Source organism: Streptomyces sp. NPDC051909 (assembly GCF_040681095.1).
Classification (GTDB): domain Bacteria; phylum Actinomycetota; class Actinomycetes; order Streptomycetales; family Streptomycetaceae; genus Streptomyces.
The window spans coordinates 292,433-315,963 of sequence record NZ_JBFAYA010000008.1 but is presented as its reverse complement, the minus strand read 5'-3'; the positions used below and the strand labels follow the sequence as shown (position 1 = coordinate 315,963).

Here is a 23,531-nt window from a genome sequence, read left to right as displayed (position 1 = left end):
GGCATGGGACCTCCGAGTGAGGATGCCGGTTCGCGCCCGAAAATGTTTCGAAAGACTCTCGAATTCCGCGTTGCCATAACCTAGGAACGCCAGGCCTCCCGGTCAAGCCCTGAACACGGACTCGCTTGAAAGCAGTGGCAGTTCACTGCCTTGACAGGCAGGTTACGCGACCGGAAACTCTTCGAAAGTTTGCGAGATCCGAAGCCGGTCAAGGCGAACGCGCAGAGGAGAGAAGTTGAGCGAGAAGCGCCCGACCCTGGCCGTCATCGCCGCGGAGGCCGGAGTCTCCCAGGCCACCGTGTCCAAGGTGATCAACGGCCGCTCCGATGTCGCGCCCTCGACACGCGAACGGATCGAGCGCCTGCTGCGATCACGCAACTACCTCCCGCCCGGCCGGCAGGGCAGAGCCCGCAGATCGGGCCTCGTCGACCTGATCATCGGCGGTCTGGACAGCGCGTGGGCGGTGGAGATTCTGCGCGGCGTCGAGGCCGAGTGCGCCCAGCGGAGTGTCGCCACCGTCGTGTCGCTCGTACCGCCGGGCGAGGCCACGCCGTCCAGTTGGGCCGCACTGCCGGTCCTGCACCACAGCGACGGCGTCATCCTCGTCACCGCCTCGGTCACCCACGCCCAGCGCGCCCAGGTGGAGCGGGCCGGGGTGGCGCTGGTCGTCATCGACCCCGTCGACCTCCCGGGCAACGGCGTGCCGAGCGTCGGAGCGACCAACTGGGCGGGCGGCCTCGCCGCCACCGAGCACTTGCTGGAGCTGGGGCACCGTCGGATCGCCGTGATCGGCGGACGCAAGGAGATGCTCTGCAGCCAGGCCCGGATCGACGGGTACCGGACCGCTCTGGAGCGGGCCGGGATCGAGGTCGACCGCGACCTGATCCGGTTCGGCGACTTCCAGCACGAGGGCGGGTTCCTGGGTGCCCGGGAACTGCTCGCCCTCCCCGATCCACCGACCGCCGTCTTCGCCGGCAGCGACCAGCAGGCGATGGGCGTCTACGAAGCCGCCAGACAGAGCGGGCTGAGCATCCCACAGGACCTCAGCGTGGTCGGCTTCGACGACCTGCCGATGTGCGAATGGCTGTCGCCTCCGCTGACGACGGTGCGTCAGCCGCTGGAGGAGATGGGCCGGGTCGCCGCCCGCACGCTGTTCCAGGTTCTGGAGAACCAACCCCTCGTCACCCCACGGATGGAGCTTGCGACCGAACTCAAGGTCCGGCTCTCCACAGCCCCGCCCCGTCCCCTTGACCGACCCCTGGCGTGACCCCTGTTCAGGGGCGATCCCGTCGAAATAGTTTCGACGAGGATCGCCCTCCTGAAAGCGGCTGTGCGTCTCTCCAGGAGCAGGAGTCTCGAAATCATTTCGAAACTCTTGACATGTTTCCGTCAGATTTCACACACTGAATCCCGAGCCGGTGTCGCCCTCTGCCCGTGTGCCGCGCGCCGGCTTTCGAATGGTCACACCTTGCTGGTGCGCGTCCTTTTCGACGGACGCGGGCGTCGCTCACGCGGACCTATTCCGCCGCGCTCACATCGTTCCGTGATTTCCGCCCCTCCCGGAGGTTCAGTCATGCGCTCACATTCCCTTCCCCCATCCACTGTCCGCCGGAAGATCGGCGGCCTGTGTGCGGCGCTGATCGTCGGTGTCCTCGGTTCCGCCACCGTGCTGGTGGCGCCGTCGGACTCACACGCCGCCGAGAGCACACTCGGCCGTGCGGCGGCGCAGAGCGGCCGCTACTTCGGCACCGCCATCGCCTCGGGCAGGCTGGGCGACTCGGCGTACACGACGATCGCGGCCCGCGAGTTCAACTCGGTGACGCCCGAGAACGAGATGAAGATCGACGCCACCGAACCCCAGCAGGGCCAGTTCAACTTCACCGCCGGCGACCGCGTCTACAACTGGGCGGTGCAGAACGGCAAGCAGGTGCGCGGCCACACCCTGGCCTGGCACTCCCAGCAGCCCGGCTGGATGCAGAGTCTCAGCGGCAGCACGCTGCGCCAGGCGATGATCAGCCACATCAACGGTGTGATGGCCCACTACAAGGGCAAGATCGTCCAGTGGGACGTCGTGAACGAGGCCTTCGCCGACGGCACCTCGGGGGCCCGGCGCGACTCCAACCTGCAGCGCACCGGCAACGACTGGATCGAGGTCGCCTTCCGTACCGCACGCGCCGCCGACCCGGCCGCCAAGCTCTGCTACAACGACTACAACGTCGAGAACTGGACCTGGGCCAAGACCCAGGCGATGTACGCCATGGTCCGGGACTTCAAGCAGCGCGGTGTGCCGATCGACTGCGTCGGCTTCCAGTCTCACTTCAACAACGACAGCCCGTACAACAGCAACTTCCGCACCACCCTGCAGAGCTTCGCCGCCCTCGGCGTCGATGTGGCCGTCACCGAACTCGACATCCAGGGCGCCTCGGCCACGACCTACGCCAACGTGACCAACGACTGCCTGGCCGTCCCGCGCTGCCTCGGCATCACCGTCTGGGGCGTGCGCGACACCGACTCCTGGCGAGCGGACCAGACGCCGCTGCTGTTCAACGGCGACGGCAGTAAGAAGCCCGCCTACACCTCCGTCCTGAACGCACTCAACGCCGTCTCCCCCACCCCCACTCCGACCCCCACGCCCGGTTCCGGACAGATCAAGGGCGTCGCTTCGGGCCGCTGCCTGGACGTGCCCGGCGCCAGCACCACCGACGGCACCCAGCTCAACCTGTGGGACTGCAACAACCGCACCAACCAGCAGTGGACCTACACGGCCGCGGGTGAGCTCAGGGTGTACGGCGACAAGTGCCTGGACGCCGGCGGCACCGGCAACGGCACCAAGGTGCAGATCTACAGCTGCTGGGGTGGCGACAACCAGAAGTGGCGCCTCAACTCCGACGGGACGATCGTCGGCGTCCAGTCCGGCCTCTGCCTCGACGCCGTCGCGAACGGCACGGCCAACGGCACCCTGATCCAGCTCTACTCCTGCTGGAACGGCGGCAACCAGCGCTGGACCCGCACCTGACCTGCCCCGGCGCGCCCAGCGCATGAAGGGGGGAGCCAGGAGGATCCTGGCCCCCCCTTCACGGTGGTCGCGGGGTGTCGGGTCAGGCGCTGGCGCGGGTGACCAGGCGGGTGGGCAGGATCAGCGGGGTCGGGTCCTGTCCGTCGATGAGCGCGACGAGCATGCGCGCCATCTCCCGTCCGAGCCCGTCTACGGGCTGGTGCACCGTGGTCAGCGGCGGATCGGCGAACCGGGCCACGGCGAGGTCGTCGAAGCCGACCACGGCGACGTCACCGGGGACCGACCGACCGGCCTCGCGCAGTGTGCGCAGCGCACCGGCCCCCATGTTGTCGCTGGCGGCGAACACCCCGTCCACGTCGGGATGGTTCGCCAGCAGTGCGGCCATGGCGGCGGCTCCGCCGGACTCGGTGAAGTCCCCGGCTTCCGCCGGGTACGGTTCGAGGCCCGCCGCCAGCATGGCGTCCCGGTAGCCGCGGTACCGGGCGCGCCCGGCCTCGGTGTCCAGCCGTCCGCAGATCGTGGCCACGCGGGTCCGGCCGGCCGAGAGCAGATGCTCGGTCGCCGCGCGCGCTCCGCCGACGTTGTCGACGTCCACGTACCACCGGGGGTCCACACCGACCGGACGCCCGCCGAACACGACGGGCATCTCCGCCTCCTGGGCCATCCGGGCCAGCGGATCGTCCTCGCGCAGCGCCATCAGCATCACGCCGTCGGCGCCCTTGGACCGCAGAAGCCGCTCCACTCGCCTGCGCCCCCGGTCGGAGGCGGCCAGGCACAGCATCAGGTGCAGATCGGCGTCTTCCAGGGCGGCGGAAGCCCCCACGATCACCTGGGCGAAGAACGGATCCGCGAAGATCGACGGATCCTCGCCCGAGACGACCAGGGCGGCCGCGCCGGTCTGACGGGTCGCCAGCGCGCGTGCGGTCGGGTTCGGTACGTAGCCGAGTCGGCGGACGGCCCGTTCGACGGCCTCGCGTTTGGCGCGGCTGACGTGCGGGGCGTTGTTGAGCGCGCGGGAGGCCACCGACCGTGAGACACCGGCCAGTTCGGCCACCTCGTCGAGTGTCGGCTGCCGGCGTGGCGCACCTTCGGGCATGAGTCGCCTTCTCTGTCGCGACCTGAACGGACGGAAGGCTGGGAGCGCTTCCAGTTACACGACTGTAAAGCCTTCGATCTGCCATGTGAAGTGCGGGTTAACCAGGGGTACTTGACAGGCTGAATGTGGCGTCACACGATACCGGCCACACCCCCAGATCTTCGGAGTGCGTACTGGGATCGCTTCCAGTGGGAGCGCTCCCATTCGTTCCGACACGTCAGGAAACGAGGTACAGTCATGCGCCGCCGCATCCGCGCCCTCGCAGCAGCCGTCTTCGCGCTTCCCTTGGCGCTCGCCCTTGCGCCGTTCGCACACGCGGCGGACCCGACCAGCATGACCAGCGGGTTCTACGTGGACCCGAACTCCAGCGCCAGGCAGTGGGTCGCCGCCAACCCCGGCGACGGCCGGGCGCCGGCGATCAACGCGTCACTCGCCAACACCCCCATGGCCCGCTGGTTCGGCTCCTGGAGCGGCACGATCGGCACCGCCACGGGCGCCTACGTCGGCGCGGCCGACTACTGGGACAAGCTGCCCGTCCTGGTCGCGTACAACATCTACAACCGCGACACCTGCGGCGGGCACTCCGGAGGCGGCGCCGCCTCCCCGTCCGCCTACGCGAGCTGGATCGCGCAGTTCGCCGGCGGGATCGCCGGCCGCCCGGCCGTCGTCGTCCTCGAACCGGACTCGCTCGCGGACTACGGCTGCATGAACCAGGCCCAGATCCGTGAGCGCCAGGCCATGATCAGCGGCGCCCTCGCCGAATTCGGCCGCCAGGCGCCCAACACCTGGGTCTATCTCGACGCCGGCAACCCCGGCTGGGTGAGCCCGGCGACGATGGCCCAGCGTCTCCACGAAGCCGGGCTCCGACAGGCCCACGGCTTCTCCCTCAACGTATCCAACTACTTCACCACCGCTCAGAACACCGCCTACGGCAACGCCGTCAACAGCGAACTGGCCGCCCGCTACGGCTACACGAAGCCCTTCGTCGTCGACACCAGCCGCAACGGCAACGGCTCCAACGGCGAGTGGTGCAACGCGGCGGGCCGCCGCATCGGTACCCCCACGCAGCTCGGAGGCGGCGCCGAGATGCTGCTGTGGATCAAGGCCCCGGGCGAGTCCGACGGCAACTGCGGCGTCGGGACGGGGTCCACGGCCGGACAGTTCCTCCCCGAGGTCGCCTACAAGATGATCTACGGCTACTGACCTCCTGTGGCCCGGTGCCTCCCGGCCTGCCCCGCGGCCGGGCCACAGGAACCACCGACCCGCCTGTCCCCCATCCTTCGACCTGGAGCATCGATGAAGCCACTCAGACTGAGGCGGCGCGCGACCGCCGCCCTCGCGGCGCTCGCGGCCTGTGCCGCCCTCACCGCGACACAGGGGCAGGCGCAGGCCGCCCCCGCCGGTGACGGGATCGCCCCGACCACGAGGTTCTACGTGGACCCGCACAGCAAGGCCGCCAAGCAGGCTCTCGTGGATCTGCGGAACGGCGACTTCGCGAACGCGGTGAACATGGCCAAGCTCGCGAGCTGGCCGCAGGCCGAGTGGTTCACCGAAGGAACGCCCGACGAGGTACGGGTCAAGGTCAAGGGTCTCGTCCGCGAGGCCCGGGCGGTGAACCGGACCCCCGTCCTGGTCGCCTACAACGTGCCGGGCCGGGACTGCTCCCAGTACTCCAGCGGCGGAGCCGCCTCCTCGGCCGCCTACCGGCAGTGGATCGACGCCTTCGCCGCCGGTATCGGCGACAGCAAGGCCGTCGTCGTGGTCGAGCCCGACGGCCTCGCCCTCCTCCCGAGCGACTGCGGTCCGGGCGTGGACCCGACCGGCGAACTCACCGCGACCCGTATCGCCGATCTCGCCTACGCGGTCAGGACCATCAAGTCCAAGGCACGCACCGCGGTCTACCTGGACGCGGGCAACGTCCTGTGGCGGCCCGTCGGCGACATGGCCCGACGCCTCCTGGACGCCGGCGTCCAGGACAGCGACGGCTTCGCCCTCAATGTGTCCAACACCCACCCCACCGACCACAACGCGCGCTACGGCACCTGGATAGCCAAGTGCATGTGGTTCGCCACCGAAGGGCCCGAGTACGCCCGTGGCCACACCGACTGGTGCGCCACCCAGTACTACTCGCCCGCCGCGCCCAACGACGGCGTCCCGGGCAACGCGGTCGACTCCGCCGATCCCGCCACCTGGCGCTGGACCGACGCCTGGTTCGACCAGAGCGTGGGCACCCCGTCGAGCGACGCCCTGCGCCACTTCGTCATCGACACCAGCCGCAACGGCCTGGGCGCATGGAGCCCGGAGCCCGGCAAGTACACCGGGGACCCGGAGATCTGGTGCAACGCGCCCGGCCGCGGCCTCGGCCCGCGCCCGACCGCCGACACCGGCGTCCCGCTCGTCGACGCCTACCTGTGGATCAAGATCCCTGGTGAGTCCGACGGCAGCTGCACCCGCAACACCGGTGGCACGATCGACCCCGAGTACGGCATCGTCGACCCGCCCGCCGGCGCCTGGTGGCCCGACCAGGCCCACTCGCTCGCCCGCAACGCGGCCCCGCGGCTGACCCTCAACCGCTGAGCCTCAACCGCTCAGCCCCCGCCCCTTCCCGACCTCGGCCGGGACCGGCCACCGGCGCGCGCCGCCGATCGCGCGCCGCCGCCGGACGGACCGACGTCGGGAAGGGGCCGGCGGCCGGTGCACCGTGGTCGGCGGCGGATCCGTCCACGCCACGGACACGACCGGCGGACTCACCGTCCCCACGCAGTTCCGCGGTGACCGGCTGGCGACCATGCCCGTCAGTCGGTGTGATGCGGAGGAGGCGGCGGCATGGTCGGAAGCCCCGGCGGCGCCTCGGGCCAGACGAGCAGCACCGGGCAGGGGGCGTGGTCGACGACGAAGCGTGCGGCGGGGCCGAGACTGTGCGGTCCGAGGTGGGTACGGTCGCCGTCCCGGGCCAGGATCAGCAGGTCGCAGCCCTCGGCCGCGGCGACGACCTCGCGCTCGACGCGACCCGTTCGCTCGGTACGGGTGCAGGGGCGGCCCAGGCGGTCGGCGGCGTCCTGGAGCAGTCGCCGCCCGGAGGCGGTGGCGAGGTGTTCCACGCGTGTGCCGGGGTCCCTCTCGGGGTGGCCTCGGCCGAGGAGTCCGGCGAAGGCGCCGTGTGCCGCGCCCGGGACGTCGGCGGGTGTGACGTGGAGGAGGACGATGTCGTCCTCCTCCGGAGTACGCGCGCGGGCGGCGTCGACACAGGCGGGCCAGGTGCCCTCGACGATCCAGACGACCACGGCCATGGGTCAGCCTCCTCCGATGACGGTCAGCGAGAGCCACAGTGCCAGGACGGCGGCGAGGAGGCTCGCGGGTACCGCGTACGCGCCGAGCCGGGTGAACTCCTTCAGCTCCACCTCGCCGTCGTGGGCATGGACGATACGCCGCCACAGCAGGGTCGCCAGCGAGCCGGCGTAGGTGAGGTTGGGGCCGATGTTGACCCCGATCAGGACGGCGAGAACGGCGCCGGGGCCCGACGGGGCGGTCAACGGAAGCAGCACCAGGACGGCCGGCAGGTTGTTGATGACGTTCGCGAGGACGGCGGCGAGGCCGGCGAGGGCGAGCAGTTCCGGCAGGCCCGTTCCCTCGGGGATCAGGTGCCCCAAGGCGTCGTCGAGACCGTTGTCCACCACGGCGAGGACGACGATCCCGAGGGCCAGCACGAAGGCGAGGAAGGGCACGGACGCGGCACGGACCAGCGCCCGCGGCGTGGTGCGGCGGCGGATCAGAGCCCGGACGGCCAGGGCCAGTGCGCCCGCCAACGCCGCCCACGCGGGGTCGATGCCGACCGCCGAGGTCAGTACGAACCCGGCGAGCGTGCACCCCACCGTCACGAGGGCGAACAGCGGCAGCGCCGGCGGCTCGGTCTTCGAGGGGGCCTGGGCTCCGGCGTCCAGATCGGTGGCGAAGAAGCGCCGGAAGACGAGGTACTCGACTCCGATCGCCGCCGCCCAGGGCAGGGCCATCAGCGCCGCGAAGCGCGTGAAACTCAGCCCGCTGGCCGCGAACGCCAGCAGGTTGGTGAGGTTGGAGACGGGCAGCAGCAGGGAGGCCGTGTTCGACAGGTGGGTGCAGGCGTAGACGTGCGGCTTGGGGCGCGCGCCGATACGGGCGGCGGTGGCGAACACCACCGGGGTGAGCAGCACCACCGTGGCGTCCAGACTGAGCACGGCCGTGATCGCCGACGCGGCCAGGAACACCTGGGCGAGCAGTCGGCGTGGCCGGCCCGCCGCCGTACGGGCCATCCACGCCCCGCAGGCCTGGAACAGCCCCTCGTCGTCGCAGAGCTGAGCCAGCACCAGGACGGCCGCGAGGAAGCCGATCACCGGCCCGAGCCGTTCCGCCTCGGCCAGCGCCTCGTCGAAGGAGACGGCCCCGGTGGCGATCACCAGTGCCGCGGCCGGGACGGCCACGACCGCCTCCGGCCATCCGAAGGGGCGGATGACCGCACAGGCCAGCACGAGCACGAGCAGGGCCGCGGACAGCGTCTCCGCGAGCTGGGGGTTCAGGATCGGGTCCTTCCGTAGCGGCGGCCGAGCCGCCGGCACCGTCACGCCGAACGCTATCGCGTCGGACCTCGCACCCCGCGAACCGGCCGTCATCCGCGACACGGCCGACCGCCACCCGTTCTTCGGCGACGGCAGAGGGCCGGAGATAATGGTGCGATGAGTGAACCGACGAAGCCCGAGGTCGACGTTCCGGAGGGTGACGCTCCCACCGAGCTGACCATCCGGGACCTGGTCGTCGGGGACGGGACCGAGGTGAAGCCGGGCATGGTCGTCCGGGTTCACTATGTCGGGGTGACCTTCGAGACCGGGAAGGAGTTCGACGCCTCCTGGAACCGGGGCGAGCCGTTCAAGTTCGCACTGGGCGCCGGCCGGGTCATCAAGGGCTGGGACCGCGGAGTGAGGGGCATGAAGGTCGGCGGCCGGCGCGAGATCATCGTTCCCCCGCGTCTCGGCTACGGCAAGCAGTCGCCCTCGCCGTCGATCCCGCCGAACTCGACCCTGATCTTCGTGGTGGACCTGGTCGACTCGTACTCCAGCACGGCCGGGTGGAGCAGGACCTAGAGACACCGGCCGCTCACCGGGGACGGAGTACCGCCCGGAAGCGGACGGTCCCGAGCCGTGGTCAGGCCAGTACGCGCAGAGCCGCGGGCCTCGCCCTGACGGTCACCGGCAGGGTCGCGTCGACCTCGCCGTCCGCGCCGTACGGGAGGGGCCGGTCCGCTTCGATGCGGATCTCCTTGCCGCGCAGGATCTCGATCTGCGGGCGGTTCACGTGCGCGCCCGTCTTCAGTTCGTTCATCATGGCGAAGAAGAGCCGCTTGGGCGCCTCCTTGATCACCACGACGTCGAGGAGGCCGTCGTCGACCCGCGCGCCCGGCGCGATGTTCCTCCCGAAGCCGTAGAAGCCGGAGTTGGCCGCGACCACGGTGTAGCCGGTGCGCTCGTGCCGGATCCCGTCGATCGTGATGCGGTACGCGGCGGGCTTCCAGCCCAGGACCGCCCGGAGGCCGCCGGCGTAGTAGGAGGCCGCCCCGCGCAGCAGGCGGGAGGCGTTGGCGTGGCGGTTGGCCACCGCGTCGACACCCGCGTACACGCTGCCGAGGACGCAGATCCCGGTGTGCTCGGCGGACTCCACCTCGATGGTGTCGACGGCCCTCGGTTCGGCGCCGAGCAGCACCTCGGCGAGGCCCGGGGCGTCGGTGGGAAGCCCCAGAGCGCGTGCGAAGTCGTTGCCGCGGCCCGCGGGGACCAGGCCGAAGACCGTGTCCGTGCCGCTGAGCGCGCCGCCGACGGTGCCGGCCATGCCGTCACCGCCGACGGCCAGCACGACGTGCCCCTTCGCTCCGGCGCCCCGGGCGAGTTCCTGTGCGTGCTCCAGGCTGCGGCTGTAGACGGTGTCGAGCCGCGCGCCCGCCTCCCGCAGCAGCCGGGCCACCGGGAGCAGGCTCGCCGTGCCGCTGGAACCCCCTGCGGTGGGGTTGACGACGGCGGTGAACTGTCGCATGGATCTGGCCTCCGGGCGGCAGGAGTAGGGAATTCGGGAGAAAGGAGTTCAGGAGGAAGGGGTTCAGGGGGTGGGGATCAGCGGACGGGGATCAGGACCCCGGGGCTGAGCACCCCGGTCGGGTCGACCTCGGCCTTGACCGCCTGGAGCATACGGATGCCGAGGGGGCCGATCTCGCGGGCGTACCAGTCGCGGTGGTCGGTGCCGACGCCGTGGTGGTGGCTGATGGTGCCGCCCGCCGCCAGGATCGCGTCGTTGGCCGCCCGCTTCACCGGCGCCCAGTGCGCGACGGCGTCCTCGCCCTGCGCGGAGACGACGGTGAAGTACAGCGAGGCGCCGTTCTCGTACGTGTGCGAGATGTGGCACATGACGAGCGGCGGGGTGCCGGCCTCGGTGAGGGTGCTGGTCAGCGCGTCACGTACCGCCGTGTAGAGACCGGGGATCGCGGACCAGAACGCGGCCGTCTCCAGCGTCTCGGCGAACGCGCCGGCGTCGAGGAGAGCGTCGCGCAGGTAGGGCGCGTTGTACCGGCCGTGCGCCCACTTGTCGCCGGCCTCCTCGCCGATGAACTCGCCGTCGCAGGCGAGGAGGACCTCACGCGCGGCGGCGCGGCGGGCGGCCGTGTCGGCCTCGGTGCCCTCGAAGCCGACGATGGCCATGCAGCCGGGATTCTGCGGGAGTTCGGTGGTGCCGATGGCGTCCGGCTGCGCGAGTCCGATGAAGGTCTCGGACTCGTCCGACAGGCGCAGCACCGTGGGCCGCGGGCCGTCCTGGGCGAGGCGGCGCAGTGCGGCCGCGCCCGCCTCGAAGGAGGCGAAGCGCCAGCCTTCGTAGATCCGCCGCTGCGGCAGCGGGCGGATGCGTACGGTCACCGACGTGATCACGCCGAGGGCGCCTTCGGAGCCGAGGATCAGCTGGCGCAGGTCGGGGCCGGCGGCGGAGCGCGGGGCGCGGCCGGTGCACAGGGTGCCCTCGGGGGTGGCGACCTGCAGGCCGAGGACCATCTCGTCGAAGCGGCCGTAGCCGGCCGAGGCCTGGCCGCTGGAGCGGGCCGCGGCGAATCCGCCGATGGACGCCCATTCGAAGGACTGCGGGAAGTGGCCGAGCGTCCAGCCCTGTTCGTTGAGCAGGGCCTCGCACTGCGGGCCGCGCAGGCCGGGGTGCAGGGTGGCCGTGCGCGACACCTCGTCGATGGCGAGCAGCTGGTCGAGGCGCCGCAGGTCGAGGGCGACGAACGGCCGCTTGGTGGTGGGTGCGAGGCCGCCGACGACGGAGGTGCCGCCGCCGAACGGGACGGCGGACAGGCCGTGGTCCGCGCAGGCCCGCAGGACGGCGAGGACCTCGTCGTGGCTGCCGGGGAGCACGACGGCGGCGGGGATGTCGTCGACCTCGCCGGCGCGGATGCGCAGGAGGTCGGGTGTCGACTTGCCCCGGGTGTGCCGGATGCGGCTCTCGGCGTCGTCCCGGAGGCCGTCGGGTGCGGCGACGGCGGCGCGCAGTGCGCTGCTCGCCTCGTCGGTGAGCGCCGAGGCGGGCACGTCGATGTCGGCGAGGACGGAGGGGCCGCTCTCGCGCGGGGTGACGCCGAGCAGGTCCCGCAGCAGGCCGGTCACCGATTCGGGCAGGGGCGCCGCCTTGGCCGGGTCGCCCCAGCCGCTCCACAACATGTCCACTTCGAGAGGTTCCTCACGGTCTGTTTCACGGACGGCGCTGCCGCTCGGCCCGCACTGGCATTACACTGTGACAGATGACGCCCATTCGTCACAACCATGCGGACGCAGATCCCGTACTCGACGCGGCACGCGACTGCGTCCTCGCCGTCGGCGTACGGCGAACCACCCTCACCGACGTCGCCCGGCGGGCCGGCGTGTCCCGGATGACGCTGTACCGACGCTGGCCCGACGTGCGGACCCTCGTCGGCGACCTGATGACCCGCGAGTGGATCGCCGTCGCCGCCGGCGCCATGCCGGCCCCCGACGACGACCGGCCCGAGCGGGAGCGGATCGTCGAGGGGCTGGTGGCGGGAGTCGCCGCGTTCCGGTCCCATCCGCTGTTCCGGAAGATCCTGGACGTCGATCCCGAGCTGCTGCTGCCGTACGTCCTCGACCGGCGGGGCGCCAGCCAGGACGCCCTGCTCGGGCTCCTCGTCACGGCGCTGGACGAAGGGCACGAGGACGGTTCCGTACGCCGCGCCCACCCCGACCTGCAGGCCCGGTCCCTGCTGCTGGTCGTCCAGTCCTTCACGCTCTCGCTGCGCACCATGGCCGACCAGGACGATCCCGAACTGAGCGAAGCCGCCTTCCTCGAAGAGCTGCGCACCCTCCTTGAGAGGACCCTCACGCCATGAACCCCACGAACAGCACCGCCCTGCCCGGCTCCTCGCTCGACGCCGAGCGGCGCCGGCGCGAACTGGACCGGCTCGCCGACGGCGAACTCGTCGACGTCCTCGTCGTCGGGCTCGGCGCCACCGGAGCCGGAGCCGCGCTCGACGCCGCCACCCGCGGGCTCAGCGTCGCCGCGATCGACGCCCACGACCTCGCGTTCGGCACCTCCCGCTGGAGCTCCAAGCTGATCCACGGCGGGCTGCGCTACCTCGCGTCCGGGCAGCTCGACGTCGCCCACGAGAGCGCCGTCGAGCGCGGCATCCTCATGGAACGCACCGCCCCCCACCTCGTGCGCGCCCAGCCCTTCGTGCTCCCCCTCACCCCGCTCGTCAGCCGCGGCCAGGCCGCCCTCGCCCGCGCCGGATTCGCCGCGGGCGACCTGCTGCGCGTCGGTGCCCGCACCTCGCGCCGCACGTTGCCGCAGCCGCGCACGCTGTCCGCGGTCGAGACCCGCCACCTCGCCCCCGCCCTGCGTCCCGTCGGCCTGCGCGGCGGACTGCTCTCCTGGGACGGACGGCTCTCCGACGACGCGCGTCTGGTGACCGCGATCGCCCGCACCGCGGCCGCCTACGGTGCCCGCGTCCTCACCCGCACCCGGGCCCTGGAACTCGACGGCGACGGCGCGCTGGTACGCGACGAGACCACGGGCCAGGAGCTGCGCGTCCGCGCCCGCACGGTCATCAACGCGGCCGGGGTCTGGGCGGGCGGCCTCATCGGCGACGTACGTCTCCGGCCCTCGCGCGGCACCCATCTCGTCCTGCGGTCGGAGACCCTCGGCCGGCTCTCCGCCGGACTGCACATCCCGATCCCCGGGGAGACGAACCGCTTCGTCCTGGTGCTTCCCCAGGGCGACGGGCGTGTGTACGTCGGCCTCACCGACGAGCCCGTCGACGGCGACATCCCGGACGTGCCGGAGGTCCCCGAGACCGACATCGGCTTCCTCCTCGACGTCCTCGGCTCCGCCCTCGACGTCACCGTCCACCGCTCCGACGTGGTCGGGGCCTTCGCCGGACTGCGGCCCCTGCTCGACACCCAGGACTCGGCGGGCCGCACCGCCGACATCTCGCGCAGGCACGCCGTGCTCACGTCGCCCGACGGCATCGTCACCGTCGTCGGCGGCAAGCTGACCACCTACCGCCGCATGGCCCAGGACGCCGTCGACGCGGCCGTCGACGCCCGCGGCCTGACCGCCGGCGCCTGCCGCACCGCGTCCGTCCCCCTCGTCGGCGCGGCCCGCCCGCAGACCCTCGCGGGTCTCGACGTCCCGCCCCGCCTCGTACAGCGCTACGGCTCCGAGGCCCCGGCCGTCCACGCCCTCGGCCTCGCAGACCCCGCCCTGGCCGAGCCCGTCGTGCCCGGCCACCCCGTCACGGGCGCCGAACTGGTGTGGGCGGTCCGCCACGAGGGCGCCCTCGACACCTCCGACCTCCTCGACCGCCGCACCCGCATCGGCCTGGTCCCGGAGGACCGCGCCGCCGCCGAACAGGCGGCCCGGGACGCCCTGTCCCGTACGGCCCAGGTGCGGTGAACGGCCACGGCGCCCCCGCCCGGGATCCGGGCGGGGGCGCCGTCGCATCGGACGGCTACGCGACGCCCCCTGGTGACAGCAGGCGCTCGACGAACCAGACGAGGCCGACGGCACCGACGGCCGCCGCCCCGACGTGGGCGAGGGCCGACCAGGAGCGGCGGCGCGCCAGCAGGATCAGCGGGAACGCGGCCAGTACGACGCCGAGTTGGCCCAACTCGATGCCGAGGTTGAAGCTCAGCAGCGAGACGAGCGGCCGGCCGCTGAAGTGGCCGGTGAAGTCCAGCGCGCCGGCGAACCCGAGGCCGTGCAGCAGGCCGAAGCCGAACACGACGAGGACCCGGTGCCGTGACTTACCCCGGGTGATGTTCTCCACCGCCACGTACACGATCGACAGGGCGATGAGGGGTTCGACGATCTCGGAGGGGACGTCGAACCACCCGAGCACGGCCAGGGCGAGCGTCACGCTGTGGGCCACGGTGAAGCTGGTCGCGAGCCGGACGACGCTGCGCCATCCCCGCGCGCCGAGCAGCAGGAGCAGCAGGAAGAGGACGTGGTCGAGGCCGAGCAGGATGTGTTCCAGGCCCATCGACACGAAGCGGCCCGCCGACGCCCACGAGACGTCCGTACCGTCGGAACGCGCGCCGGCGCGGCGGCCACCGCCGAGACGGTCTCCCTGGCGCCCGGCCCACGGCTGCTCACCCTCACCAGTACCGGGCAGGTCACGACCGTCGACAAGGCCGACCCGGACGGCCGACGCGCGGTGTCGAAGACCAGGTGCGACCGCGTGTACGCCGCCGCGGGCACGGTGGCCTGTCTGTACGCCGACGGGGTCTTCGGCACCGTCACGATGCGCGTGCTGTCGCCGGACCTCAAGGAGCGCGAGGCCATCCCGGTCAGCGGCGTGCCCAACCGGGTCCGCGTCTCGGCCGACGGCCGCATGGTCTCCTGGACCTCCTGCGTCGGCGGAGACAGCTACGCGACCCGCGACTTCGCGACCCGCACCGGAATCTACGACACCCGGACGGGCACCCTGTTCAAGACCCTGGAGACCTTCTCCGTCGTCAAGGACGGCAAGCCCTACCAGTCGGCGGACGTCGACTACTGGGGCGTGACGTTCACCAAGGACGACAACATCTTCTAGGCGACCATGTACACCAAGGGCCACCGCTACCTGGTCCAGGGCGACTTCGCGGCCCGTACCGTCCGCACCCTGCGCGACCGCTTCGCGTGCCCGTCGCTCTCCCCCGACGGCACCCGGCTCGCCTTCAAGTCACCCATCGGCGGCGACCCCGCCCGCGGCTGGCACCTCTCCGTCCTGGACCTGGCCACGGACAAGGTCACCGCCACGGCCGAGACCCGTAGCGTCGACGACCAGGCTGCCTGGCTGGACGACGCCACCCTCGGGTACGCCCAGGTGCACGACGACGGCACCAAGGACCTCTGGTCCGTCCCCGCCGACGGCTCCGTCACCCCCCCCCGCCTGCTCCTCCGGAACGCCCACTCCCCCGCCGCCCTCGGCTGACCCGGCGGCCCCGCCCCCGACCGGTCTCGACCGGCCTCGCGGCGCCCGTCGGCGTCGGTTCAGGAGGGCAGGTCGTGTTCCGCCCAGACCACCTTGCCGGTCGCGGTGCGACTCGAACCCCAGCGGCGGCACAGCATGTTGATGAGCTGGAGGCCCCGGCCGCCCTCGTCGCCGAGGTCCGCGTGCTGGATCTGGGGCAGGTCGGGGCCCGTGTCCGAGACCTCCACGACGAGGCGCTCGCCGCGCAGCAGCCGGAGCATGCCGGGGCCGTTGCCGTAGCGCAGGGCGTTGCCGACGAGTTCGGACACGACGAGTTCGAAGACATCGGCGAGCTCCGTCAGATCCCACACGGCGAGCTGGTCCGTGACCAGGCCGCGGGCGACGGACGCCGCGCGCCCCTCCTGCGGCAACGGCCACTCGCGCAGGTCGGCGGCGCCGTCCGAGGCGGTCGTCCGGGCCGCCGCGGTCGTCTCGGCCGTCGCCGTCGTCGCGACGAGGAGCACGGCCTCGTCGAAACGGGCGGCGTCGGCAGGAGCGCACTCGAACAGGCCGCCGCTTTCGAGAGCCTCGGGTGCCAGGCCGTGCGCCGCCGAGCGCAGACCCTTCAACTGGTGGTCCACGTCCCGGTGCCGGGACTTGACGAGGCCGTCCGTGTACATCACCAGATGGCCGCCCGCCGGGACTTCCAGACGGATCCGGTCGTACGGGATCACTCCCGCGCCGAGCGGCGCGCCGACCGGTACGTCCACGAACTCGGCGGAGCCCTGCCGGTCGACCAGCAGCGGTGGCAGGTGCCCGGCGCTGGCCAGCGTGTAGGTGGAGTCGGCCGGGTCGAACACGGCGCAGAGGAAGGTGGCGACCTGCTCGTCCTCCAGGTCACGCGTGGCGAGGTCCAGCCGGGCGAGGACGCGCTCCGGGGACATGTCCAGGGTCATGAGGGTGCGGGCCACCGCCCGCAGACGCCCCATGGTGGCTGCGGCGGGCAGCCCGTGGCCCATGACGTCGCCCACCATGAGGGCCGTACGCCCGCCGGGCAGGGCCATGACGTCGTACCAGTCGCCGCCCACCCCGTGGTGGCCCGCCGGGGGCGCGTACTCGGCCTGGACGCGCAGGCCGGGCGTCACCGGGGTCTCGCGCGGCAGCAGTGTCCGTTGCAGCGTGACGACGTGCTCGCGCTCGCGCCCGTACAGGCGGGCGTTGTCGATCGAGACGGCGGCCTGGGAGGCCAGCTGTTCCGCCAGCGCGAGGTCGGTGGAGGAGAACGGTCGTGTGCCGGGGCCGCGGACGAAGTCCACGCTGCCGAGCAGCAGCCCGCGGGCGATCAGCGGCACCGCGAGATAGCTGTGCACTCCGGCGGCCCGCATCTTCTCCGCGGCGCTCGCGGTCGGCGCGACCTTGATGAAGTCGTCGTTCCGCATGCGGCTCACCAGCACCGGCCTGCCCTGGCGCAGGCAGTAGCGGTGGAGCAGCGTCTCGTGCGCCTCCTCGGCGCGGACGAAGGTCTCGCCGACCGGAGTGGGTTCCAGGGAGGACAGCTCCTCGACGGCGCTCACCGCGATGGCCCGCATCAGCGGAACGCCCGTTCCCGTCCACCGTGAGCCCTCGTCGCCCCGCAGGACGCTCTCCAGGATGTCGACGGCGGCTCCGTCGGCGAAGCCGGGCACGGTGAACTCGGCCAGCTCCTGGGCGGTGCGCTCCAGGTCGAGGCTGGTGCCGATCCTGGAGCCGGCGGCGTTCAGCCAGGCGAGCCGGCCGCGGGTGGTGAGCCGGTCGAGGGGGACCTCGCCGCCGGTCCGTCCGAGCCGCCTGCGGGCCGCGGCCGAGCGGTGCGACGCGGCACCCCTCCCGGCCGAGGCGCGGGCTGCCAGGCGTCGTCTCCCCATGCCGCCGTTCAACTTTTCGGCCTCCAGACAGGAACTCGACCGCTGCTGGTGCCCAGCATGCACCTCTTCCCGGCCGATCGGGGCGCTCCCCGCCCGGCAGCCCGCCAGGAGCCCGGCAGGTGCGGCGCGGAAGGGGCCACGGGGCCGGGACCGTCGGTCATCGTCCTGCGACACGCGGTGACGCCGGGCGGGCGGCGGGGCGTGAGATCCGCCGCCCGTCCGCCGGGCCGCTATATCGTCCGAGGGCGGGACGGCGACCGCCGCCGCGCAGTCGACCGTAAGGGCCTCCGACGTGACCGGACGCAGCACCGAGCCAGCCGAGAGCCCCAGCCGGCAGGAGCCCGTCGGTGAGGCGCGCTGGCCGATGGCCACGGCGGTCGTCACCGCCATGGTGCTGACCGTCCTGCTTCCCGACGACCTGCGGCTGGCGCCCCGCTGGGTGCTGCCGGCCGTCGAGGGGCTGCTCCTCGTCGCGCTCATCGCGGGCGACCCGGGGCGGATCGACCGGCGCTCGAACGTACTGCGCACCCTGTCGATCGCCCTGGTGGGTGTGCTGGCGCTCAGCGCCGTGTGGTCCACGGTCCAGCTGATCGACGACATCCTCCACGGCGGCGAGGAGACGGCCTCCGCCACCAGCCTGCTGCAGTCGGGCGGGACCGTGTGGGCCGGTACCGTCCTCGCGTTCTCCCTGCTGTACTTCGAACTCGACAGCGGCGGGTCCGCCGCCCGGGCCCACCACATGCCCCGCACGCCCGCGCTCGCGTTCCCGCAGCAGCTCGACCCCGAACTGGCGAGCGCCGGCTGGCGGCCCCGCTATGTCGACTACCTCTACCTCGGACTCACCAACGCCACCGCGTTCAGCCCCACCGACGTGATGCCGCTGGCCCCGTGGGCCAAGATCGCCATGGGTGTCCAGTCGCTCGTCTCCCTGCTCATCCTCGGTCTGGTGGTCGCCCGTGCCGTGAACGTCCTCGCCTGAACGGGCGAGACACCACTCAGGGCTCCGCCCAGCCGTTCCGCGCGGCGTGGGCGCCCAGTTGCATCCGGGTCCGGACCCCGGCCAGGTCCATGAGGCGGCGCAGGCGCCGGTGCAGCGTACGGGGTGACAGGCCGAGTTGCGTCGCGGCCGTCAGGTCCGTGAGGCCGGCCAGGAGCAGCGCGAGGATCCGGCGGTCGAGCTCGGTCGGGCCTTCGGGGCCGGCCTCGACGATCCCGACGTTCTCGTCTCCCGGGGCCGGTTCCGGGTCCGATTCCGGGTCCGACAGCCGGAGCGGTCGGGCCGCGCGCCACACCGTCTCGAACAGCGCGTCCAGCGCGTCGAGGAGGCCGCTGCGGTGCAGCAGCACAGCGCCGGGTTCCCCCGCCGGGGTGACCGCGAGCGGGACCAGGCCGAGATCGGCGTCGGCGAGCACGAGCTTCATCGGCACGTGGTCCGCGACCCGCAGTTGTACGCCGTTGCGCAGGGAGTCGACGGCGTCGCGGACGATGCCCGGCTCGGCCAGGACCTCGCGGTCCAGGACGGCGCGGAAGCACACGCCGCGGCCGAGGGCCATGGGTTCGGCCGTGTTCTCGTCGGGCGGCAGGGCCACGAAGGGCGCGGTGATGAAGGAGCGGACCTGGGTCCGGGCCGCCTGCTGCACCTGGAGGAAGCGGTGCCGGATGGCGTCGACGCCGGTGACGACCTCGATCAGGTCGGTGATGCTGCTGCCGGTCATCGCGGCCCGGTGTTCCTCGGCGAAGGCGACCAGGGCCTGCTCGGCCGTGCGCAGTCCGTCCCGGCGCTGGCTGATGAGCGCGCCGAGGGCCATGGCCGGCGGCGCGGCGGTGAACCGGGCGTCCGCCGACCTGGTCGCCAGGCCCCACTCGACCAGACGCGTCAGAGCCTTGTCGACCGGGGCGTGGGACAGCGCGAGCTGGTCCGAGAGAAGCGCCGCGGTGGTGTCGGGTCGTCCGATCAGCGCCCGGTAGACGCGCTCCTCGTCGAGTTCGAGGCCCAGAACATCCAGCATCGGCGATCGACTCTCTTCCGCTTGCCGCAGCGGGGAGAGTATGCGCCACGGCGGCAGACCGTGAAAAGACCCTGCTGGGAGCGGGTGCGCGGGGAAGGGCCCCGGGGAGTCGCCTCCCCGGGGCCCGGTGGTGCGGCTCATCGCAGGCCGTACGCCCGGATGATCTCGTTCTTGACGCCGAAGCCCCGGTCCGTCTCGGCGCCCGCGCGGAGCGAGACGAAGCCGCCGGGCTTCCCGGCCGTCCTGAACTCACCCGTCCAGGAGCCGTCGGCGCCCTTGGCCAGGGTCACCTTCCGCCAGGTGGCGCCGTCGTCGTACGAGACGTCCAGCGTCACCGTGGTGACCTTGCCCGGCACGGTGCCGAGGTCCATCGACACCGGCTTGAGCGCGATCTGCTGGGTCGCGTTGGCCCTGACGTCACCGTGCAGGTCCGTCTCCAGCCGGTAGTCCAGGTTGAGCACCGAGAACGGCTCGAAGTCGTCCGCATCGACGGTGTCGGACCTGAAGGTCCACTCGCTGTGGGTGCGCGTCGACAGCCGGAAGAGGTCGGCGGGCCGCTCCGCGTCGAGGACGGCGCGGTAGGGCAGGTCACCGGCGGGCACCTCCATCCACTGCATGTCCGCGCTGTTCGGGTTGTCGTGGATGAGCGTGTCGCCCTGGAAGACCCGCAGGTGGGTCGGCGTCTCGCCCCACGGCAGGTAGCCGCCGAGGCGCATGGTGTCGTCGGCGGAGGCCCAGGGCTGCACGTTCCAGGTCATGTAGTTCTGCCACCGGGAGTTGTAGACACCGAAGGACTCGCTCTGGCCGGGCCGGGTCGCCGGAGCGAACCAGTCGAGACGGGTGGTGCTGCCCTTGGCGTACGTGTTGTCCCCCGACACCATCGACCACGGCAGGGCGGTGCCCATGCCCTGGGTGTGGAACTCCCGCCAGACCTGCCCCGGGGTCACCCATTCGGTGCGGGTGCCCGGGTGCCACTCGGCCTCGGGGAAGTTGAACGACGGGCTGAGGGTGAAGTCGGACCGGTAGCCCTCGGCGAGGCGGCCGCCCGCGGCCGCGTGGTAGCGGGCGTCGATCCGGGCGAGGTCGGCCTTGGTGGGCTTGTAGACCAGGGCCCGGTCCGGCACCTGGCCGGGGTAGTCGCGGGTCAGGTCGTAGACGAACGGCGTGTACTCGGTCTGCCGCACGGTCAGCTTGAGGTTGCCGGCCTCGGCCTTCGCGACGAGGGCGCGACCCGCGTCGCGGTGCACGGTGGCGACCGGGATGGCGGACTCGCCGACGTACTCCAACAGGCCGCCGACACCGTCGTGGACCACGATCAGGGCCTTCGCCCCGGCGGCGGCCGCGGCGGCGGCGCGCTCCTCCGGCGCGACCTCGTCACTGCGGTCGACGACGGCGACCTTGCCCTTGGCGTCCCGTCGCTCGTAGTCGGCGGCGGCGCCCTTGCCCGCGTAGACCGCGGTCAGCCGGTCCGTGGCGGTGCCCAGGGCGCTGCCGCCCTGCACCAGGGTCTCCGGGTCGAGGCGGCCGTCGGCCGTGCTCAGGCCGAGCTGCGGCTCGCCCTTGCGCCAGCGGGTGATCAGCGTGAACTCGCCCTGCGTCATCGGCTCCGTCGGGGAGACGTAGACGTCGTCGTACGTCGGGGGCAGCACGTACGCGCCGCGGTAGTCCCACCACGCGTCGAAGCCGGTGTAGTGGACGTTGAAGTCGACCTTGCGCTGCCGGTCCTGGGTGCGCTCCGGCGCCTCGGTCCGCAGCAGGTGCGCCTTGCTCGCGTCGAGGACCACGTCCGCGGAGGCGTCCTCGAGCACGGTCTCCGGGTCGACGAGGACGGCCATGCCCGAGCGGTCCGCCTGCTCGCCGGTCACGTCGAGGTAGGCGGCGACGGTGTACCGGCCGGGGGCCATGCGCATGGTGGTGGAGCCGTCGACGTAGACCGACCAGGGCCAGCCGTCGCCGGCCAGGTTGACCGAGACCCAGCCGGCGGCGGGCTTGCCGTCCCGGCCGACCAGCTTGATGTTCAGGTCGTAGCGCTCCTCCTCCTTGAGCAGCGCCACGGAGGTGCGGGTCACCGGCTGTCCGGTGGCCGCGTCGGTGCCGATCACGTAGCCGACGTGCCGCCCGGCCGAGGCGGCCTGCGGGTCGCCGGTCACCGGGACGGTCGCCTTGCCGCCCGCCGGGACCGTCACCGTGGAGGCGCCCAGCGCGAACGGGCCGTCCGTGTCGGTCAGCGCCAGGTTCAGCGTGACGTCGGCGGATCCGGAGTTGGTGAAGGTCAGGTCCTTCGTGACGGCGACGTCGCTCGGCTCGTGGGGCCAGGTGTAGTTGCCGAAGAAGAGCGATCCGGTGCCGCGGACCGCGGTGCGCACGGCGGCGGTCACGTCGAGCCGGCCGGTACCGACCTCGTACGGCGAGTACGCGGCGTCGAGGCCCTTCGCGGTGCTCATCAGGTGTTCCTTGAGCTGCGCGCCGGTCCAGTCCGGGTGCTGCTGTGCCAGGAGCGCCGCCGCGCCGACGACGTGCGGGGTGGCCATCGAGGTGCCGCTGATGGTGCGGTAGAGGCCCTCGCCGCCGTCGGTCATCTCCTGCGAGCGTGCGGCGGTGATGTCCACGCCCGGCGCCGCGATGTCCGGCTTCATGCCGCCGGAGTACGCCAGCGGGCCGGTGCTGGAGAAGTACGCGAGCCGGTCCTGCTTGTCCGTGGCCGCCACGGTCAGCGCGGCGGCCGCCGCGCCCGGGGTGGAGATGGTCTCCGGGCCGGAATTGCCGGCGGCTATGACGAACAGCGTCCCGTACTGCGCGGAGAGCGCGTCGACCAGCTGCGACATCGGGTCGCTGCCGTCCGTGGGATAGGAGTCGCCGAGGCTCATGTTGACGACGTCGGCGCCGGACTCGGCGGCCCACTGCATGCCGGCCATGACCCAGGAGTCCTGGCCGGAGCCGTCCGCGCCGCCGAGCACCTTGCCGACGTACAGGTCGGCGCCCGGCGCGACGCCCTTGTTCTCGCCCCCGGACGCGGCGCCCGAGCCGACGATCGTGCCGGCCACATGCGTACCGTGCCCGTTGACGTCGGTGACGCCCTCACCCGGTACGAAGCTGGTGGTGCCGTCGATCAGACCCGCGAAGTCGGGGTGGTCGGCGTCGATGCCGGTGTCGAGCACCGCGACCTTGACGCCCTTGCCGGTGTAGCCGGCCGCCCATGCCCCGGGCGCGCCGATCAGCGGCACGCTCTCCTTCAGGGCGGGCTTCACCCGCCCGTCGAGCCACAGCTTCTCCACGCCCGCGCCCAACTGCGTGCCGCCCTGCGGCGCGACGGTGTTCCAGAAGGTGCGGGCCTGTCGCTTCTCGGTGCTGAGCGCGGCGCCGCCGATGCCCTTGAGTTCGCGGGTGAGCCTGCTTCCCCGGGGCGCGGTGTGCTCGACGGCCGCGCGGGACTTCGCCGGGGTGTACGTCGCGATCAGCGGCACCGCGCCCGACTTCGCGTCGTCGTAGCCCATCTCGATCAGGTCGGTGACGTTGAACAGGCGCCGGTCGAGCCTGCCGGCTCCGAGCAGCGGCCCGGCTTCGTCGGGGACGACGAACAGGTCGCCCTTGATCTCCTGGAGTTTCACGCCGCCGAGGGCGTTGTCCGGTCGGTCGACGTCTGCCATCTGCTTGCCGTCGGCGGTGGTGGTGACCGTGACCACGTCGCCGGTGACCAGGGTGACCTTGTGGGTCGCCGAGGGCTTCGCGGGGACGGCGGGCCTGCTCGGCGCCGCCTGGGCCGGCACGTGGACGAGGGCCAGGCCCGATGCCAGGAGGGGCACCGCGAGGGCTGCCGAGATCAGCTGCCGGCGCCTGCGCCGACGGGCGGAAGAAGGAAAGGGGGAGGACATGGCATGGGTCTATCGACCGGTCGACGCCGTCGTGAAGGTCTCGTGGCGGCAAGTCCTCGCCATGGCAAAGGCTTGCCAGCCGCGAAGCGTGCGAAATCCGGCCCGAAGGGTGCTGTACGGGCACGGGTGCGGCGACACCGGTCGGCTCGTCCCGCCGACCTGCG

Annotated in this window: 19 protein-coding genes; 10 read left to right on the top strand and 9 right to left on the bottom strand. The window is 72.3% G+C overall.

Annotation, left to right across the window (positions count from 1 at the left end):
• Positions 1 to 235 precede the first annotated feature (235 nt).
• A complete protein-coding gene (locus tag AB0M18_RS16060; protein ID WP_365758193.1) occupies positions 236 to 1,267 on the top strand; it encodes a LacI family DNA-binding transcriptional regulator in 1,032 nt (343 codons plus the stop codon).
• Positions 1,268 to 1,573: 306 nt separating this feature from the next.
• Positions 1,574 to 3,016 (top strand): endo-1,4-beta-xylanase, encoded by a 1,443-nt coding sequence (locus AB0M18_RS16055; protein WP_365758191.1) that lies wholly within the window; start codon positions 1,574 to 1,576, stop codon positions 3,014 to 3,016.
• Positions 3,017 to 3,098: 82 nt separating this feature from the next.
• Here AB0M18_RS16055 and AB0M18_RS16050 read toward each other — a convergent pair whose 3' ends face one another.
• Entirely contained in the window at positions 3,099 to 4,112 is a 1,014-nt protein-coding gene (locus AB0M18_RS16050; RefSeq protein WP_365758189.1) for a LacI family DNA-binding transcriptional regulator, read from the bottom strand.
• 237 nt (positions 4,113 to 4,349) lie between these two features.
• Between AB0M18_RS16050 and AB0M18_RS16045 the strand changes: the two genes are divergently transcribed.
• Both AB0M18_RS16045 and AB0M18_RS16040 read left to right on the top strand, forming a co-directional pair.
• Positions 4,350 to 5,315, top strand: coding sequence for a glycoside hydrolase family 6 protein (locus tag AB0M18_RS16045; protein ID WP_365758187.1), 966 nt, complete (start codon positions 4,350 to 4,352; stop codon positions 5,313 to 5,315).
• 93 nt (positions 5,316 to 5,408) lie between these two features.
• Positions 5,409 to 6,689 (top strand): glycoside hydrolase family 6 protein, encoded by a 1,281-nt coding sequence (locus tag AB0M18_RS16040; RefSeq protein ID WP_365758185.1) that lies wholly within the window; start codon positions 5,409 to 5,411, stop codon positions 6,687 to 6,689.
• A gap of 218 nt (positions 6,690 to 6,907) precedes the next feature.
• Here AB0M18_RS16040 and AB0M18_RS16035 read toward each other — a convergent pair whose 3' ends face one another.
• Positions 6,908 to 7,402, bottom strand: coding sequence for a universal stress protein (locus tag AB0M18_RS16035; RefSeq protein ID WP_365758183.1), 495 nt, complete (start codon positions 7,400 to 7,402; stop codon positions 6,908 to 6,910).
• A 3-nt stretch (positions 7,403 to 7,405) separates the two neighbouring features.
• On the bottom strand, positions 7,406 to 8,665 hold the full coding sequence (locus AB0M18_RS16030) for an SLC13 family permease (RefSeq protein WP_365758307.1): 1,260 nt from the start codon (positions 8,663 to 8,665) through the stop codon (positions 7,406 to 7,408).
• Positions 8,666 to 8,821: 156 nt separating this feature from the next.
• Between AB0M18_RS16030 and AB0M18_RS16025 the strand changes: the two genes are divergently transcribed.
• On the top strand, positions 8,822 to 9,226 hold the full coding sequence (locus AB0M18_RS16025) for an FKBP-type peptidyl-prolyl cis-trans isomerase (protein ID WP_365758181.1): 405 nt from the start codon (positions 8,822 to 8,824) through the stop codon (positions 9,224 to 9,226).
• A 61-nt stretch (positions 9,227 to 9,287) separates the two neighbouring features.
• Here AB0M18_RS16025 and AB0M18_RS16020 read toward each other — a convergent pair whose 3' ends face one another.
• Both AB0M18_RS16020 and AB0M18_RS16015 read right to left on the bottom strand, forming a co-directional pair.
• The gene (locus tag AB0M18_RS16020) at positions 9,288 to 10,169 is read right to left on the bottom strand and encodes a YegS/Rv2252/BmrU family lipid kinase (RefSeq protein ID WP_365758180.1); all 882 of its coding nucleotides are present in this window, start codon (positions 10,167 to 10,169) and stop codon (positions 9,288 to 9,290) included.
• A 77-nt stretch (positions 10,170 to 10,246) separates the two neighbouring features.
• Positions 10,247 to 11,842, bottom strand: a complete 1,596-nt coding sequence (locus AB0M18_RS16015; protein ID WP_365758179.1) for an FAD-binding oxidoreductase — start codon at positions 11,840 to 11,842, stop codon at positions 10,247 to 10,249.
• A 74-nt stretch (positions 11,843 to 11,916) separates the two neighbouring features.
• Between AB0M18_RS16015 and AB0M18_RS16010 the strand changes: the two genes are divergently transcribed.
• Positions 11,917 to 12,516, top strand: coding sequence for a TetR/AcrR family transcriptional regulator (locus AB0M18_RS16010; protein ID WP_365758177.1), 600 nt, complete (start codon positions 11,917 to 11,919; stop codon positions 12,514 to 12,516).
• Entirely contained in the window at positions 12,513 to 14,081 is a 1,569-nt protein-coding gene (locus AB0M18_RS16005; RefSeq protein ID WP_365758175.1) for a glycerol-3-phosphate dehydrogenase/oxidase, read from the top strand. Before AB0M18_RS16010 ends, AB0M18_RS16005 begins: the two co-directional genes overlap by 4 nt.
• 55 nt (positions 14,082 to 14,136) lie before the next feature.
• On the opposite strand, the gene AB0M18_RS16000 is transcribed toward AB0M18_RS16005, so the two are convergent.
• On the bottom strand, positions 14,137 to 14,667 hold the full coding sequence (locus AB0M18_RS16000) for a HupE/UreJ family protein (RefSeq protein ID WP_365758174.1): 531 nt from the start codon (positions 14,665 to 14,667) through the stop codon (positions 14,137 to 14,139).
• Between AB0M18_RS16000 and AB0M18_RS15995 the strand changes: the two genes are divergently transcribed.
• Entirely contained in the window at positions 14,632 to 15,222 is a 591-nt protein-coding gene (locus AB0M18_RS15995; RefSeq protein ID WP_365758173.1) for a hypothetical protein, read from the top strand. The genes AB0M18_RS16000 and AB0M18_RS15995 overlap by 36 nt on opposite strands.
• 6 nt (positions 15,223 to 15,228) lie before the next feature.
• Positions 15,229 to 15,603 (top strand): hypothetical protein, encoded by a 375-nt coding sequence (locus tag AB0M18_RS15990; RefSeq protein WP_365758171.1) that lies wholly within the window; start codon positions 15,229 to 15,231, stop codon positions 15,601 to 15,603.
• Positions 15,604 to 15,662: 59 nt separating this feature from the next.
• Here the strand turns inward: AB0M18_RS15990 and AB0M18_RS15985 are convergent, their stop codons facing one another.
• Positions 15,663 to 17,486, bottom strand: a complete 1,824-nt coding sequence (locus tag AB0M18_RS15985) for a SpoIIE family protein phosphatase (RefSeq protein ID WP_365758169.1) — start codon at positions 17,484 to 17,486, stop codon at positions 15,663 to 15,665.
• Positions 17,487 to 17,778: 292 nt separating this feature from the next.
• On the opposite strand from AB0M18_RS15985, the gene AB0M18_RS15980 reads away from it, so the two are divergent.
• Positions 17,779 to 18,465: a hypothetical protein gene (locus AB0M18_RS15980; RefSeq protein ID WP_365758167.1), complete on the top strand. Its 687-nt coding sequence runs from the start codon at positions 17,779 to 17,781 to the stop codon at positions 18,463 to 18,465.
• Positions 18,466 to 18,481: 16 nt separating this feature from the next.
• Here AB0M18_RS15980 and AB0M18_RS15975 read toward each other — a convergent pair whose 3' ends face one another.
• Both AB0M18_RS15975 and AB0M18_RS15970 read right to left on the bottom strand, forming a co-directional pair.
• Complete coding sequence (locus AB0M18_RS15975) at positions 18,482 to 19,495, bottom strand: winged helix-turn-helix transcriptional regulator (RefSeq protein ID WP_365758165.1); 1,014 nt, start codon at positions 19,493 to 19,495, stop codon at positions 18,482 to 18,484.
• A 137-nt stretch (positions 19,496 to 19,632) separates the two neighbouring features.
• Positions 19,633 to 23,367: a S8 family serine peptidase gene (locus AB0M18_RS15970; RefSeq protein WP_365758163.1), complete on the bottom strand. Its 3,735-nt coding sequence runs from the start codon at positions 23,365 to 23,367 to the stop codon at positions 19,633 to 19,635.
• Between the last annotated feature and the right edge of the window lie 164 nt (positions 23,368 to 23,531).